Origin of the sequence: Escherichia sp. Lx600-2 (genome assembly GCF_036662595.1) — a bacterium.
GTDB classification, from domain to species: domain Bacteria; phylum Pseudomonadota; class Gammaproteobacteria; order Enterobacterales; family Enterobacteriaceae; genus Escherichia; species Escherichia coli.
Genome location: NZ_JAYQWM010000024.1, coordinates 1 through 14,505, shown reverse-complemented (window position 1 = coordinate 14,505; position 14,505 = coordinate 1). Strand labels below are relative to the sequence as shown.

Below are 14,505 nucleotides of genomic sequence, written 5' to 3'. Positions count from 1 at the left end.
GGAGGCGCAGATGCTGCAAATCTCTCATCTTTACGCCGATTATGGCGGCAAACCGGTACTGGAAGATATCAACCTGACGCTGGAAAGCGGCGAGCTACTGGTGGTGCTGGGGCCGTCCGGCTGCGGTAAAACCACCCTGCTGAATTTGATTGCCGGTTTTGTGCCTTATCAGCATGGCAGCATTCAACTGGCGGGTAAGCGTATTGAGGGGCCGGGAGCAGAGCGTGGCGTAGTTTTTCAGAATGAAGGGCTACTACCGTGGCGCAATGTACAGGACAACGTGGCGTTCGGCCTGCAATTGGCAGGTATAGAGAAAATGCAGCGACTGGAAATCGCGCACCAGATGCTGAAAAAAGTGGGGCTGGAAGGCGCAGAAAAACGCTACATCTGGCAGCTTTCCGGTGGTCAACGTCAGCGGGTGGGGATTGCCCGCGCGCTGGCGGCGAATCCCCAGCTGTTATTACTCGACGAACCGTTTGGTGCGCTGGACGCCTTCACCCGCGACCAGATGCAAACCCTGCTGCTGAAACTCTGGCAGGAGACGGGCAAGCAGGTGCTGTTGATTACCCACGATATAGAAGAAGCGGTGTTTATGGCGACTGAACTGGTTCTGCTTTCACCCGGCCCTGGCCGCGTGCTGGAGCGGCTGCCGCTCAACTTTGCTCGCCGCTTTGTTGCGGGAGAGTCGAGCCGCAGCATCAAGTCCGATCCACAATTCATCGCCATGCGCGAATATGTTTTAAGCCGCGTATTTGAGCAACGGGAGGCGTTCTCATGAGTGTGCTCATTAATGAAAAACTGCATTCGCGGCGGCTGAAATGGCGCTGGCCGCTCTCGCGTCAGGTGACCTTAAGCATTGGCACGTTAGCGGTTTTACTCACTGTATGGTGGACGGTGGCGGCGCTGCAACTGATTAGCCCGCTGTTTTTGCCGCCGCCGCAACAAGTACTGGCAAAACTGCTCACCATTGCCGGACCGCAGGGATTTATGGACGCCACGCTGTGGCAGCATCTGGCAGCCAGCCTGACGCGCATTGTGCTGGCGCTACTCGCGGCGGTGTTGATCGGCATTCCGGTCGGGATCGCCATGGGGCTAAGCCCGACGGTGCGCGGCATTCTGGATCCGATAATCGAGCTTTATCGTCCGGTGCCGCCGCTGGCTTATTTGCCGCTGATGGTGATCTGGTTTGGTATTGGTGAAACCTCGAAGATCTTACTGATCTATTTAGCGATTTTTGCACCGGTGGCGATGTCGGCGCTGGCGGGGGTGAAAAGCGCGCAGCAGGTTCGCATTCGTGCTGCCCAGTCGCTGGGTGCCAGCCGTGCGCAGGTGCTGTGGTTTGTCATTTTGCCCGGCGCGCTGCCGGAAATCCTCACCGGATTACGTATTGGTCTGGGTGTGGGCTGGTCTACGCTGGTGGCGGCGGAGCTGATTGCCGCGACGCGCGGTTTAGGATTTATGGTTCAGTCAGCGGGTGAATTTCTCGCGACTGACGTGGTGCTGGCGGGGATCGCGGTGATTGCGATTATCGCCTTTCTTTTAGAACTGGGTCTGCGCGCGTTACAGCGCCGCCTGACGCCCTGGCATGGAGAAGTACAATGAGTGAACGTCTGAGCATTACCCCGCTGGGGCCGTATATCGGAGCACAAATTTCGGGTGCCGACCTGACGCGCCCGTTAAGCGATAATCAGTTTGAACAACTTTACCATGCGGTACTGCGCCATCAGGTGGTGTTTCTGCGCGATCAAGCCATTACGCCGCAGCAGCAACGCGCGCTGGCCCAGCGTTTTGGCGAACTGCATATTCACCCTGTTTACCCTCATGCCGAAGGGGTTGACGAGATCATCGTGCTGGATACCCATAACGATAATCCGCCAGATAACGACAACTGGCATACCGATGTGACATTTATTGAAACGCCACCCGCAGGGGCGATTCTGGCAGCGAAAGAGTTACCTTCGACCGGCGGCGATACGCTCTGGACCAGCGGTATTGCGGCCTATGAGGCGCTCTCTGTTCCCTTCCGCCAGCTGCTGAGCGGGCTGCGTGCGGAGCATGATTTTCGTAAATCGTTCCCGGAATACAAATACCGCAAAACCGAAGAGGAACATCAACGCTGGCGCGAGGCGGTTGCGAAAAATCCGCCGTTGCTACATCCGGTGGTGCGAACGCATCCGGTGAGCGGTAAACAGGCGCTGTTTGTGAATGAAGGCTTTACTACGCGAATTGTTGATGTCAGCGAGAAAGAGAGCGAAGCCTTGTTAGGCTTTTTATTCGCCCATATCACTAAACCGGAGTTTCAGGTGCGCTGGCGCTGGCAACCGAATGATATTGCGATTTGGGATAACCGTGTGACTCAGCACTATGCCAATGCCGATTACCTGCCACAGCGGCGGATTATGCATCGGGCGACGATTCTTGGGGATAAACCGTTTTATCGGGCGGGGTAATACGAGAGTGGACGGTCCTCTCGCCCCCTTGGGGAGAGGGTTAGGGTGAGGGGGCGTTCACCGTGCTTTCAACAGGTTAACTCCCCCTTTCTGAGAGGAAACAAAATTAACGCAGAATCTTCTTCTCAGCCAAATCCAGCGCAAAGTAGCTGAAAATCAGATCCGCACCCGCACGCTTAATCGAACCTAAGCTTTCGAGCACGACTTTCTCTTCATCTATAGCACCCGCCAGCGCGGCGAACTTAATCATCGCATACTCACCGCTCACCTGATACGCGCCAATCGGCAATTCAGTACGTTCACGCAGCTCACGCACGATGTCGAGGTACGCTCCAGCAGGTTTAACCATCAGGCAGTCTGCGCCCTGGGCTTCATCCAGCAGTGACTCACGAATCGCCTCACGACGGTTCATTGGGTTCATCTGATAGCTTTTGCGGTCGCCTTTTAATGCGCTTCCGGCAGCTTCACGGAACGGACCATAAAAGGAGGAGGCGAACTTGGTCGAATACGACATAATCGCCGTATCTTTAAAGCCAGCAGCGTCCAGCGCCTGGCGAATCGCCTGTACCTGGCCATCCATCGCGGCGGAAGGGGCGATGAAGTCTGCACCTGCAGCAGCTGCAACCACGGCTTGCTTGCCTAAATTTTCCAGAGTCGCGTCGTTGTCGACGCCATGCTCGCACAGCACACCGCAGTGACCGTGAGAAGTGTATTCACAGAAGCAGGTGTCTGACATGACAATCATTTCTGGCACTGTCTGCTTGCAGATGCGCGACATACGCGCCACCAGTCCATCTTCCCGCCAGGCATCGCTGCCGGTTTCATCGGTATGGTGAGAGATGCCGAAAGTCATCACGGAACGAATACCGGCGTTGGCGATGCGTTCAATTTCGCGTGCCAGATGTTTCTCTGGAATGCGCATCACGCCAGGCATGGCTTCAACGGCTTTGTAGTCGTCAATTTCTTCTTCAACAAAGATCGGCAACACCAGGTCGTTAAGGCTAAGTGTTGTCTCTTCAAACATAGCGCGCAGCGCAGGAGATTTGCGCAGGCGACGAGGGCGTTGGATTAAGTCTGTCATGGTCTGCCTGATGTTTGTGGAATTAAGGTGCACAGTATACCTGAAGCGGGGCAGGAGTGTTTTACGAAAGTTGTCACGATGTTGACAAGAAGAGAATGAAAGAGAGACCAGGGCATCTTTGTAATAGAAATAGCAATAACTTCATATTCACTGAAAATATTTTTTAATTTTTATTTATAGGTGCTGGTTATTATTTTTGCCAATTTGGTTGAACTGTCAAAAATTGAATTACTTAAAGTTCATTGCTTATTGATACATTATTTGTCTGATTTGTTGTTTTGGTATTTTTAGGATCTATAATTCAAAATTAATGATTTCATTAACGTGTTGAAATGCAGTGTTTTTGTCAACTTATTCTTTGTGCGTATAGATATTTTTATATATGTCCACAATCGGACTTAGGGGAAAGAATAATTGAACCATTCCTCTATAACGCCGCATAATCGTCAACGCGAAACATAAGATGTTTTCTATGCATTGATAATTGATGGATCAACTTATTACGTCCCTGAGGAGGGATGACAAATGCACTCCTGGAAAAAGAAACTTGTAGTATCACAATTAGCATTGGCTTGCACTCTGGCTATCACCTCTCAGGCTAATGCAGCGACCAACGATATTTCTGGTCAAACTTACAATACTTTCCATCACTACAACGACGCCACCTATGCTGATGACGTTTACTATGATGGTTATGTAGGCTGGAACAACTATGCCGCTGATAGCTATTACAACGGCGATATCTACCCGGTCATTAATAACGCTACCGTTAACGGCGTGATTTCTACCTACTATCTGGACGACGGTATTTCTACCAATACCAACGCCAATAGTCTGACAATCAAAAACAGCACTATTCACGGTATGATTACCTCTGAGTGCATGACTACTGATTGTGCTGATGACCGTGCTACTGGTTATGTTTATGATCGTCTGACACTGAGCGTTGATAATTCAACGATCGATGACAACTACGAGCATTATACTTACAACGGTACCTATAATAATGCCGCTGACACTCATGTTGTAGATGTTTACGATATGGGTACTGCTATTACACTGGATCAGGAAGTTGATCTGTCCATCACTAATAACTCTCATGTAGCAGGTATTACGCTGACTCAGGGTTATGAGTGGGAAGATATTGACGACAACACAGTCAGCACTGGCGTAAACAGCAGCGAAGTGTTTAATAACACTATTACTGTTAAAGATTCTACTGTGACCTCTGGTTCATGGACTGATGAAGGTACTACTGGTTGGTTTGGCCATACTGGTAATGCCAGCAACTATAGCAACACGCTGACTGCAGACGATGTTGCAATTGCCGCAATCGCAAATCCGTATGCTGATAATGCGATGCAGACTACAGTAACTTTAGACAACTCAACACTGATGGGTGATGTTGTTTTCTCCAGTAATTTCGATGAAAACTTCTTCCCGCAAGGTGCTGACAGCTATCGCGATGCTGATGGTGATGTAGATACCAACGGTTGGGATGGCACAGACCGTATGGATGTGACTCTGAACAACGGCAGCAAGTGGGTTGGCGCTGCAATGTCTGTTCATATGGTTGATGAAGATGGTGATGGTTCTTACGACGGATATGCTGTTGGTACTGAAGCAACTGCAACTCTGCTCGATATTGCAGCTAACAGCCTGTGGCCTTCATCAACTGTCGGTGTTGATAACATCAATACTCAATATGACGAAAATGGCCATATCGTAGGAAACGAAGTTTACCAGAGCGGTTTGTTTAATGTGACTTTGAACGGTGGTTCAGAGTGGGATACAACAAAATCTTCTCTGATTGATACTTTAAGTATTAACAGCGGTTCCCAGGTTAATGTTGCAGACTCTCGTCTGATCTCTGACACTATCTCTCTGACTGGCGGTTCTAACCTGAACATCGGTGAAGACGGTCATGTAGCGACTAATACCCTGACCATCGACAATAGTACCGTTAAAATGTCTGATGATGTTTCTGCGGGCTGGGGTTTAGAAGATGCTGCACTGTACGCAAATACCATCACCGTAACTAACGACGGTCTGTTGGATGTTAACGTTGATCAGTTCGATGCTAACCCGTTCCAGGCCGATACCCTGAATCTGACCAGTACCACTGATACTAACGGCAACATTCACGCTGGTGTATTCGATATCCATAGCAGTGATTACGTAATGGATACCGATCTGGTCAACGATCGTACCAACGATACTACCAAGTCAAACTACGGTTATGGCTTAATCGCAATGAACTCTGATGGTCACCTGACTATTAACGGTAACGGCGATAACGACAACACTGCTTCTATCGAAGCTGGTCAGAACGAAGTTGATAACAACGGTGACCATGTTGCAGCCGCAACCGGTAACTACAAAGTTCGTATCGACAACGCTACTGGTGCTGGTTCTATCGCTGACTACAACGGCAACGAGCTGATCTACGTCAACGACAAAAACAGCAACGCGACCTTCTCTGCTGCTAACAAAGCTGACCTGGGTGCATACACCTATCAGGCTGAACAGCGCGGTAACACCGTTGTTCTGCAACAGATGGAGCTGACCGACTACGCTAACATGGCGCTGAGCATCCCATCTGCGAACACCAATATCTGGAACCTGGAACAAGACACCGTTGGTACTCGTTTGACCAACTCTCGTCATGGCCTGGCTGATAACGGCGGCGCATGGGTAAGCTACTTCGGTGGTAACTTCAACGGCGACAACGGCACCATCAACTATGATCAGGATGTTAACGGCATCATGGTCGGTGTTGATACCAAAATTGACGGTAACAACGCTAAGTGGATCGTCGGTGCGGCTGCAGGCTTCGCTAAAGGTGACATGAATGACCGTTCTGGTCAGGTGGATCAAGACAGCCAGACTGCCTACATCTACTCTTCTGCTCACTTCGCGAACAACGTCTTTGTTGATGGTAGCTTGAGCTACTCTCACTTCAACAACGACCTGTCTGCAACCATGAGCAACGGTACTTACGTTGACGGTAGCACCAACTCCGACGCTTGGGGCTTCGGTTTGAAAGCCGGTTACGACTTCAAACTGGGTGATGCTGGTTACGTGACTCCTTACGGCAGCATGCGTTATGAACTGGGTGTAGATGCAGGTTATACCTTCACCTACAGCGAAGATCAGGCTCTGACACCGTACTTCAAACTGGCTTACGTCTACGACGACTCTAACAACGATAACGATGTGAACGGTGATTCCATCGATAACGGTACTGAAGGGTCTGCGGTACGTGTTGGTCTGGGTACTCAGTTCAGCTTCACTAAGAACTTCAGCGCCTATACCGATGCTAACTACCTCGGTGGTGGTGACGTAGATCAAGACTGGTCCGCGAACGTGGGTGTTAAATATACCTGGTAATATTCTTCACTCCGAAGAAATACTGGTAATTTAATCTAAATAATGCCCGTCAAGGATTTGACGGGCATTACTGCAAAGGACGCGCAAATGTTATCTGTAGTTAAACCTCTTCAGGAATTTGGTAAGCTCGATAAATGTTTGTCCAGATACGGTACGCGCTTCGAGTTTAATAATGAAAAGCAAGTTATATTTTCCAGTGATGTCAATAACGAAGATACTTTCGTTATTTTAGAGGGAGTTATCTCTCTGCGTAGAGAAGAAAACGTACTTATCGGTATTACCCAGGCTCCTTATATTATGGGGCTGGCTGATGGTTTAATGAAAAACGATATACCATACAAATTAATATCAGAAGGAAATTGTACGGGATATCATCTACCAGCCAAACAAACCATTACGCTTATTGAACAAAATCAACTCTGGCGAGACGCTTTTTACTGGTTAGCCTGGCAAAATAGAATTCTGGAATTACGCGACGTGCAGCTCATTGGGCATAATTCCTACGAACAAATCCGCGCAACATTATTATCAATGATTGACTGGAATGAAGAATTGCGATCATGTATTGGTGTGATGAATTATATCCATCAACGTACACGCATATCGCGTTCTGTCGTCGCAGAAGTTCTCGCTGCTTTGCGTAAAGGCGGCTATATCGAAATGAATAAAGGCAAACTGGTCGCTATCAACCGTTTGCCTTCAGAGTATTAATCAGGATGCGGGGATAACCAACGGTTTATTCCCGCTTAGCTCGGTCACCAGATCATTGATGCCATCGCTCATATTTTTAAAGCGCGTCAACGGCGAACGAGTGACCACCACAAACGCGCCAATATTCTTCTGCGGGATCATCGCCATATAGGTAATGAAACCGCCACCACCACCTGTCTTCTGAATAATCCCCGGACGCCCCTCTTTCGGGGCCATATATACCCAGCCTAAACCAAGCGCATCCGCTTTGCCGGGGACATCCATACCAATCACTTTCGTAAACTGCGCGCGCTGATAAATCAACGTCTGCATGCGATCTGCCTGGTTACTGCGCTGATAAAAATCAGATGACAAATACTGCTGCATCCAGCGCATCATATCGCCAGGCGTGGAATAGACGCCGCCGCTGCCAATTGCCGCCAGCGTGTTATTGCATGGACTGGCACCGCGCTCAGCAACCATTAAACGGCGGCACTGATCCGGTGAGGGGGTGTAGGTGGTGTCTTTCATCCCCAATGGACGGGTAATCTGCTCTTCAAACAACTGGGTATAAGGCTTGCCGGACGCATTCGCCAGTGCATCTGCCAGCAGGTCGAACGCAAGGTTAGAGTACGCCGCCTGACTGCCTGGCGCGGCTTTCAGCTTCGCCGTAGAAAGGTATTTCCAGCGTTGCTCGCGCGTTGGCCAGACAAACACCGGACGATGTGCCGCGCCACCGGGCTGTTCACGGGGCAGGGCGCTGGTATGGGTTGCCAGATTGACCAGCGTAATGGGCGTCCCATTGTAGGTTGGCACGCGTGCGCCTGGCGGAGCATATTTACTTAGCGGATCGTTTAACTTCACGGTCCCCTGGTCGAGCAATTTCACCAGCATTTCACTGGTCATTAGCTTGGTGAGGGAAGCAATACGCACGACCGAATCCAGCTGCGGGCGAACGTTATTACCAGGTCGCGTTTCGCCATAACTGCGAAAGACGCGCTGGTTACCGTCGATAACAACCAGCGCCATCCCCGTGGCACCGCTGCCGTAAAAAATATGATCGGCATAACGATCAACAATATCAGAAGCGAACTCCGGTTCAGTGATCGGCTGTGCCGCATGGACGGAGGTCAATGACGCCGCACACAGCACGGCAGAAAAAAGCAGACTACGTTTCAACGGTGGTGTCCATAAATTGAATGAAGGTAACTGAGCGTATTTATACTACTCATTGATGGATTGCAAAGGGCGAATTAGTGCAATAATAGTGTTAAAAACGTAACGGCGCGTAAACACGATCTTTTTCCTGCTCACCAATGCCTGCATTTGTGATCCTGCGCGTGTTAATCCGCTTATGTAAACAATCTTTGGTTTATGAAATCCGTCGAAACAATTCTTATGGTCAGGCTGGCGAACTAAGCGCCTTGCTATGGGTCACAATGGGCGGTTTCATTTGGCTGACGCTTTGTAGCGGTCATGCGGTTAATACACAGCAGTTGTTAAAACGATAAGAAGTTAGCAGGAGTGCATATGTTTAAGTCTTTTTTCCCAAAGCCGGGAACGTTTTTTCTCTCGGCCTTTGTTTGGGCATTGATTGCCGTTATCTTCTGGCAAGCCGGTGGGGGTGACTGGGTGGCGCGTATCACCGGCGCTTCCGGGCAGATCCCGATTAGCGCCGCGCGTTTCTGGTCGTTGGATTTCCTGATTTTTTACGCTTACTACATTGTTTGCGTAGGACTTTTTGCATTGTTCTGGTTTATCTACAGCCCGCATCGTTGGCAATACTGGTCAATACTCGGTACTGCGCTGATTATCTTCGTCACCTGGTTTTTGGTGGAAGTCGGGGTTGCCGTCAACGCCTGGTATGCGCCGTTCTATGATCTGATTCAAACCGCGCTAAGTTCGCCGCATAAAGTCACCATCGAACAATTTTACCGCGAAGTGGGCGTCTTTCTGGGGATTGCGCTGATCGCGGTAGTGATCAGTGTGCTGAATAACTTCTTTGTCAGTCACTACGTGTTCCGCTGGCGTACGGCGATGAACGAATATTACATGGCGAACTGGCAACAACTGCGTCATATCGAAGGCGCCGCACAGCGTGTGCAGGAAGACACCATGCGTTTTGCTTCAACGCTGGAGAATATGGGCGTCAGTTTTATCAACGCCATCATGACGTTGATCGCCTTCCTGCCGGTGCTGGTAACGCTCTCCGCGCATGTGCCGGAGCTGCCGATTATCGGGCACATTCCGTATGGTCTGGTGATTGCCGCTATCGTCTGGTCGCTGATGGGGACCGGATTACTGGCAGTGGTAGGGATTAAACTGCCGGGGCTGGAGTTTAAAAACCAGCGAGTAGAGGCTGCCTACCGTAAAGAGCTGGTTTATGGTGAAGACGATGCCACGCGCGCGACGCCGCCTACGGTACGCGAGCTGTTTAGCGCCGTACGGAAAAACTATTTCCGCCTCTATTTTCACTATATGTATTTCAACATCGCCCGCATTCTCTATTTGCAGGTCGATAACGTTTTCGGTTTGTTCTTGCTGTTTCCGTCAATTGTTGCCGGTACGATTACGCTCGGCCTGATGACGCAGATTACCAACGTTTTTGGTCAGGTTCGCGGTGCTTTCCAGTACCTGATTAACTCATGGACCACACTGGTTGAGTTGATGTCTATCTACAAACGTCTGCGCAGCTTTGAACATGAGCTGGATGGTGACAAAATTCAGGAAGTAACCCATACCTTGAGCTAAAAAGGAGAAGTAATGTCGCGCGTCAATCCTCTATCTTCGCTGTCATTGTTGGCGGTTCTGGTTTTAGCGGGGTGTAGTAGTCGGGCTCCGCAACCGTTGAAAAAGGGCGAAAAAGAGATAGATGTGGCGAGCGTCGTGCGGCAGAAGATGCCTGCGAACGTGAAAGACCGCGATGCCTGGGCAAAAGATCTCGCCACCACCTTTGAAAGTCAGGGGCTGGCACCGACGCTGGAAAACGTCTGCTCGGTGCTGGCGGTGGCGCAGCAGGAGTCAAATTATCAGGCAGATCCGGCCGTTCCGGGCTTAAGCAAAATCGCCTGGCAAGAGATTGACCGTCGTGCTGAACGGATGCACATTCCTCCTTTTCTGGTTCATACCGCGCTAAAAATCAAATCGCCAAACGGCAAAAGTTATAGCGAACGGTTAGATTCGGTGCGTACAGAAAAGCAATTGAGCGCGATTTTTGACGATCTGATCAGCATGGTGCCAATGGGGCAGACGCTGTTTGGTTCGCTTAATCCGGTGCGCACCGGTGGGCCGATGCAGGTCAGCATTGCTTTTGCCGAACAGCATACCAAAGGGTATCCGTGGAAAATGGACGGTACAGTCCGTCAGGAAGTCTTTAGTCGCCGCGGCGGGTTGTGGTTTGGTACTTACCATTTACTGAATTATCCCGCCAGTTATAGCGCACCGATATACCGTTTTGCTGATTTTAACGCTGGCTGGTACGCCAGCCGTAATGCCGCGTTTCAGAACGCGGTCAGTAAGGCCAGCGGCGTGAAGCTGGCACTGGACGGTGATTTAATTCGTTACGACAGTAAAGAACCCGGGAAAACCGAACTGGCAACGCGCAAACTGGCGGCAAAACTGGGGATGAGCGACAGCGAAATTCGTCGTCAGCTAGATAAAGGTGACAGCTTCTCTTTTGAGGAGACGGCGCTGTACAAGAAAGTTTATCAACTTGCCGAAGCGAAAACGGGTAAATCACTCCCCCGCGAAATGTTGCCTGGCATTCAACTGGAAAGCCCGAAAATCACCCGCAACCTGACTACGGCCTGGTTTGCGAAGCGCGTAGACGAACGGCGGGCGCGTTGTATGAAACAGTGATCAAACAGGAATGTCATGCCAGATAAGGCGTTTTAGGCCGTATCTGGCAACGTAAATCTTACTGGCGGCGATGTCGCCAGTGCAGCCATAGCGCCACCACTGCAAAAATGAGGCAGCCTACTAAAAACGGGATCAGCCCGAAAATGGTGCCGACACCTAAACCAATTTCCACCCGTGGGCGACCTGTTTCCTGGACCTGCATTAAACGCTCATAGACGCCGGGCGCATGCACTAACAGGTTCAGCAATTGCGCCCCAGCCCAAAAGCAAAACAGCACAAACAACGCATAGGCAATGTTGCCAGGCGTTGAAGAGGCATTGCGATATTTTCCGCTAAACAGCGATTTTGACAGGGTGAAATCAGCCATAAAAACCTCCGGAAGTCATCTGCTTCTCTTCTGGTGTGATACCAGCGGCTTATGGCAAGTCTGACAGGTCATTTAGATTGTCAATATCAGAATCATGGTAAATTGATGTTGGGAATATTCCCGAAGCGTGAATCTTCGTTGCGAGTCACAAAATAGCAACTTTAAGTTAAATTTATTAACAACTGCGAAAATGTTGTCTACACCACAGACGGTTGTTGCAGAATATGCAAGGATGTTGTTTTTCGTTAACGGAGCAGCCATGAATCTGCCTGTAAAAATCCGCCGTGACTGGCACTACTATGCGTTCGCCATTGGCCTTATATTCATTCTTAATGGCGTGGTGGGGTTACTGGGATTTGAAGCAAAAGGTTGGCAGACCTATGCCGTCGGTCTGGTGACGTGGGTGATTAGTTTCTGGCTGGCGGGGTTGATTATTCGTCGTCGCGATGAAGAAACTGAAAACGCCCAATAAGAATATTATCGGGCGTTAAAATATTACATTGTGGTTTTCAATGCGTTATCCGCAGCGTGACGCTCCAGCGCCAGCTCAATCAAACGTGTGATCAGATCGGTGTAACCCAGACCGCTGGCTTGCCACAGCTTCGGATACATACTGATGTTGGTGAAGCCAGGCAGTGTGTTGATCTCGTTGATCACCACTTCGTTCTCTGGGGTTAAAAACACGTCTACACGCGCCATGCCTGCGCATCCCAACGTCTGATAAGCCTGAACGGCAATCGCCCGGATCTTATCGTTGATTTCTGGCGCAATGGCTGCCGGAACTACCACTTTCGCGCCATCTTCGTCAATGTACTTGGTGTCGTAGGCATAGAAATCGCTGGTGAGTACGATCTCGCCACAGGTGCTGGCTTGCGGATTGTCGTTGCCCAGAACTGCGCATTCGATCTCACGACCTTTGATCCCTTGCTCAACGATCACTTTATGATCGAACTCGAACGCCAGATCGACGGCAATTGCGTACTGTTCTTCACTGGTTACTTTGCTGACACCAACAGAAGAGCCCTGATTAGCCGGTTTTACAAACAGTGGTAACCCCAGTTTAGACTCCACTTCGGCAAAACTGATGTTGTGACGATTAGCGCGCGTCAGGGTAATAAATGGCGCAATGTTCAGCCCGGCATCGCGTAGCAGACGTTTGGTTACATCTTTATCCATACAGACTGCTGAAGCCAGAACATCAGAACCTACAAACGGTAAATTGGCGACCCGCAGCATTCCCTGCAAGGAACCATCTTCGCCCAGCGTACCGTGGACAATCGGGAAAATGACATCCACCGTCGGCAACGGCTGACCGTTTTGCGCGTCGATAAGCTGATGCTCATGTTTACCTGGCACCTGGGCGAGGCTGGTCGCCGAAGGGCGCAACGCAATATGGGCAGGATCGTCTGCATTTAGCAGATAATTGCTGGCATCGCTGACGTGCCATTGCCCTTGTTTATCAATGCCCAGCAGCACAACGTCGAAGCGACTTTTATCAATGGCATCGACAATGTTTTTTGCCGATTGCAGAGACACTTCATGTTCCGCTGATTTACCACCAAAAATGATTCCTACCCGCAGTTTTTCCATCTTAAAAACCTATCCCGTCTAACACAAAGTGCATACATTACCACGACAAAACGGGGGATTCGCGGCCTTCTGAAAGATTGTTGCAATCTTCTGCTGACAAAGCGTGCAACGTACTGGTGAAGAAAGTGTGTTATCTCAAAGATGTGCGCAAGATCACGAAAATGATGAACGGGAAGCTAATTTATTCCTGGCTTAAATGGCCATGCGGTGAGTTTTTTTCTCTTAATTATAAGTTAACGAAGAGAATATATTTCATAACTTTTATTTATAATAAAGGTTGATAATTAAAAGCCTATATTTTGTGTGGGTAATTATTTAAATAAGAGAAACGTTTCGCTGGTAATCAAACAAAAAATATTTGCGTAAAGTATTTCCTTTGTCATAAAAATAATACTTCCAGACACTATGAAGTTGTGAAACATAATGTTAACTTCTCCATACTTTGGATAAGGAAATACAGACATGAAAAATCTCATTGCTGAGTTGTTATTTAAGCTTGCCCAAAAAGAAGAAGAGTCGAAAGAACTGTGTGCGCAGGTAGAAGCTTTGGAGATTATCGTCACTGCAATGCTTCGCAATATGGCGCAAAATGACCAACAGCGGTTGATTGATCAGGTAGAGGGGGCGCTGTACGAGGTAAAGCCCGATGCCAGCATTCCTGACGACGATACGGAGCTGCTGCGCGATTACGTAAAGAAGTTATTGAAGCATCCTCGTCAGTAAAAAGTTAATCTTTTCAACAGCTGTCATAAAGTTGTCACGGCCGAGACTTATAGTCGCTTTGTTTTTATTTTTTAATGTATTTGTACATGGAGAAAATAAAGTGAAACAAAGCACTATTGCACTGGCACTCTTACCGTTACTGTTTACCCCTGTGACAAAAGCCCGGACACCAGAAATGCCTGTTCTGGAAAACCGGGCTGCTCAGGGCGATATTACTGCACCCGGCGGTGCTCGCCGCTTAACGGCTGATCAGACCGCCGCTCTGCGTGATTCTCTTAGGGAAGGTGCGAACAAGTTCCTGATATGAGATCATCATATTCATCCGGAGCGCATCCCAGAGGGACATCATGAGCCAT

General features: G+C 49.4%; 14 protein-coding genes and 1 pseudogene. 11 read left to right on the top strand and 4 right to left on the bottom strand.

Annotated features, from left to right (window positions below; genetic code table 11):
* Positions 1 to 10: 10 nt before the first annotated feature.
* From tauB to tauD, 3 genes are read left to right on the top strand one after another with little or no spacing between them, the layout of a single operon-like run.
* Positions 11 to 778, top strand: coding sequence for a taurine ABC transporter ATP-binding subunit (gene tauB / locus OQV04_RS11125; protein WP_000939394.1), 768 nt, complete (start codon positions 11 to 13; stop codon positions 776 to 778).
* A complete protein-coding gene (gene tauC, locus OQV04_RS11120; RefSeq protein ID WP_000114601.1) occupies positions 775 to 1,602 on the top strand; it encodes a taurine ABC transporter permease TauC in 828 nt (275 codons plus the stop codon). Before tauB ends, tauC begins: the two co-directional genes overlap by 4 nt.
* A complete protein-coding gene (tauD, locus tag OQV04_RS11115) occupies positions 1,599 to 2,450 on the top strand; it encodes a taurine dioxygenase (RefSeq protein WP_000004024.1) in 852 nt (283 codons plus the stop codon). The genes tauC and tauD overlap by 4 nt, the downstream gene beginning before the upstream one ends.
* 106 nt (positions 2,451 to 2,556) lie before the next feature.
* Here the strand turns inward: tauD and hemB are convergent, their stop codons facing one another.
* On the bottom strand, positions 2,557 to 3,531 hold the full coding sequence (gene hemB, locus OQV04_RS11110) for a porphobilinogen synthase (protein WP_001295337.1): 975 nt from the start codon (positions 3,529 to 3,531) through the stop codon (positions 2,557 to 2,559).
* Positions 3,532 to 4,056: 525 nt separating this feature from the next.
* Between hemB and ehaB the strand changes: the two genes are divergently transcribed.
* The gene (gene ehaB / locus OQV04_RS11105) at positions 4,057 to 6,921 is read left to right on the top strand and encodes an autotransporter adhesin EhaB (protein WP_032280372.1); all 2,865 of its coding nucleotides are present in this window, start codon (positions 4,057 to 4,059) and stop codon (positions 6,919 to 6,921) included.
* An 87-nt stretch (positions 6,922 to 7,008) separates the two neighbouring features.
* Positions 7,009 to 7,632, top strand: a complete 624-nt coding sequence (iprA, locus tag OQV04_RS11100; RefSeq protein WP_032280373.1) for a hydrogen peroxide resistance inhibitor IprA — start codon at positions 7,009 to 7,011, stop codon at positions 7,630 to 7,632.
* On the opposite strand, the gene ampH is transcribed toward iprA, so the two are convergent.
* A complete protein-coding gene (gene ampH / locus OQV04_RS11095; protein WP_000830741.1) occupies positions 7,633 to 8,790 on the bottom strand; it encodes a D-alanyl-D-alanine-carboxypeptidase/endopeptidase AmpH in 1,158 nt (385 codons plus the stop codon).
* Between the two features lie 351 nt (positions 8,791 to 9,141).
* Here ampH and sbmA point away from each other — a divergent pair, with 351 nt between their 5' ends.
* The gene (gene sbmA, locus OQV04_RS11090; RefSeq protein WP_001301663.1) at positions 9,142 to 10,362 is read left to right on the top strand and encodes a peptide antibiotic transporter SbmA; all 1,221 of its coding nucleotides are present in this window, start codon (positions 9,142 to 9,144) and stop codon (positions 10,360 to 10,362) included.
* 12 nt (positions 10,363 to 10,374) lie between these two features.
* On the top strand, positions 10,375 to 11,469 hold the full coding sequence (yaiW, locus tag OQV04_RS11085; RefSeq protein WP_032280376.1) for a surface-exposed outer membrane lipoprotein YaiW: 1,095 nt from the start codon (positions 10,375 to 10,377) through the stop codon (positions 11,467 to 11,469).
* 58 nt (positions 11,470 to 11,527) lie between these two features.
* Here yaiW and OQV04_RS11080 read toward each other — a convergent pair whose 3' ends face one another.
* On the bottom strand, positions 11,528 to 11,836 hold the full coding sequence (locus OQV04_RS11080; RefSeq protein WP_000763151.1) for a YaiY family protein: 309 nt from the start codon (positions 11,834 to 11,836) through the stop codon (positions 11,528 to 11,530).
* Between the two features lie 259 nt (positions 11,837 to 12,095).
* Between OQV04_RS11080 and OQV04_RS11075 the strand changes: the two genes are divergently transcribed.
* Positions 12,096 to 12,308 (top strand): DUF2754 domain-containing protein, encoded by a 213-nt coding sequence (locus OQV04_RS11075; protein ID WP_001295334.1) that lies wholly within the window; start codon positions 12,096 to 12,098, stop codon positions 12,306 to 12,308.
* Between the two features lie 23 nt (positions 12,309 to 12,331).
* On the opposite strand, the gene ddlA is transcribed toward OQV04_RS11075, so the two are convergent.
* Complete coding sequence (gene ddlA, locus OQV04_RS11070; RefSeq protein WP_247806663.1) at positions 12,332 to 13,426, bottom strand: D-alanine--D-alanine ligase; 1,095 nt, start codon at positions 13,424 to 13,426, stop codon at positions 12,332 to 12,334.
* A 77-nt stretch (positions 13,427 to 13,503) separates the two neighbouring features.
* Between ddlA and OQV04_RS11065 the strand changes: the two genes are divergently transcribed.
* The 3 genes and pseudogenes from OQV04_RS11065 to OQV04_RS11055 all read left to right on the top strand — a co-directional run.
* Positions 13,504 to 13,707 carry a hypothetical protein gene (locus tag OQV04_RS11065; protein ID WP_077757345.1) on the top strand — a complete coding sequence of 68 codons (204 nt, stop codon included), beginning with the start codon at positions 13,504 to 13,506 and terminating at the stop codon, positions 13,705 to 13,707.
* Positions 13,708 to 13,888: 181 nt separating this feature from the next.
* Positions 13,889 to 14,149, top strand: coding sequence for an anti-adapter protein IraP (iraP, locus tag OQV04_RS11060; protein ID WP_000792970.1), 261 nt, complete (start codon positions 13,889 to 13,891; stop codon positions 14,147 to 14,149).
* 100 nt (positions 14,150 to 14,249) lie between these two features.
* Positions 14,250 to 14,453, top strand: a pseudogene (locus OQV04_RS11055) (alkaline phosphatase); the annotation flags it as partial.
* Positions 14,454 to 14,505: the final 52 nt, after the last annotated feature.

Excerpts from the sequence above, each read along its gene's own strand:
- tauB (WP_000939394.1), top strand. The coding sequence starts at position 11 with ATGCTGCAAATCTCTCATCTTTACGCCGATTATGGCGGCAAACCGGTA.
- tauC (WP_000114601.1), top strand. The coding sequence starts at position 775 with ATGAGTGTGCTCATTAATGAAAAACTGCATTCGCGGCGGCTGAAATGG.
- tauD (WP_000004024.1), top strand. The coding sequence starts at position 1,599 with ATGAGTGAACGTCTGAGCATTACCCCGCTGGGGCCGTATATCGGAGCA.
- hemB (WP_001295337.1), bottom strand. The coding sequence starts at position 3,531 with ATGACAGACTTAATCCAACGCCCTCGTCGCCTGCGCAAATCTCCTGCG.
- ehaB (WP_032280372.1), top strand. The coding sequence starts at position 4,057 with ATGCACTCCTGGAAAAAGAAACTTGTAGTATCACAATTAGCATTGGCT.
- iprA (WP_032280373.1), top strand. The coding sequence starts at position 7,009 with ATGTTATCTGTAGTTAAACCTCTTCAGGAATTTGGTAAGCTCGATAAA.
- sbmA (WP_001301663.1), top strand. The coding sequence starts at position 9,142 with ATGTTTAAGTCTTTTTTCCCAAAGCCGGGAACGTTTTTTCTCTCGGCC.
- yaiW (WP_032280376.1), top strand. The coding sequence starts at position 10,375 with ATGTCGCGCGTCAATCCTCTATCTTCGCTGTCATTGTTGGCGGTTCTG.
- OQV04_RS11080 (WP_000763151.1), bottom strand. The coding sequence starts at position 11,836 with ATGGCTGATTTCACCCTGTCAAAATCGCTGTTTAGCGGAAAATATCGC.
- OQV04_RS11075 (WP_001295334.1), top strand. The coding sequence starts at position 12,096 with ATGAATCTGCCTGTAAAAATCCGCCGTGACTGGCACTACTATGCGTTC.
- ddlA (WP_247806663.1), bottom strand. The coding sequence starts at position 13,426 with ATGGAAAAACTGCGGGTAGGAATCATTTTTGGTGGTAAATCAGCGGAA.
- iraP (WP_000792970.1), top strand. The coding sequence starts at position 13,889 with ATGAAAAATCTCATTGCTGAGTTGTTATTTAAGCTTGCCCAAAAAGAA.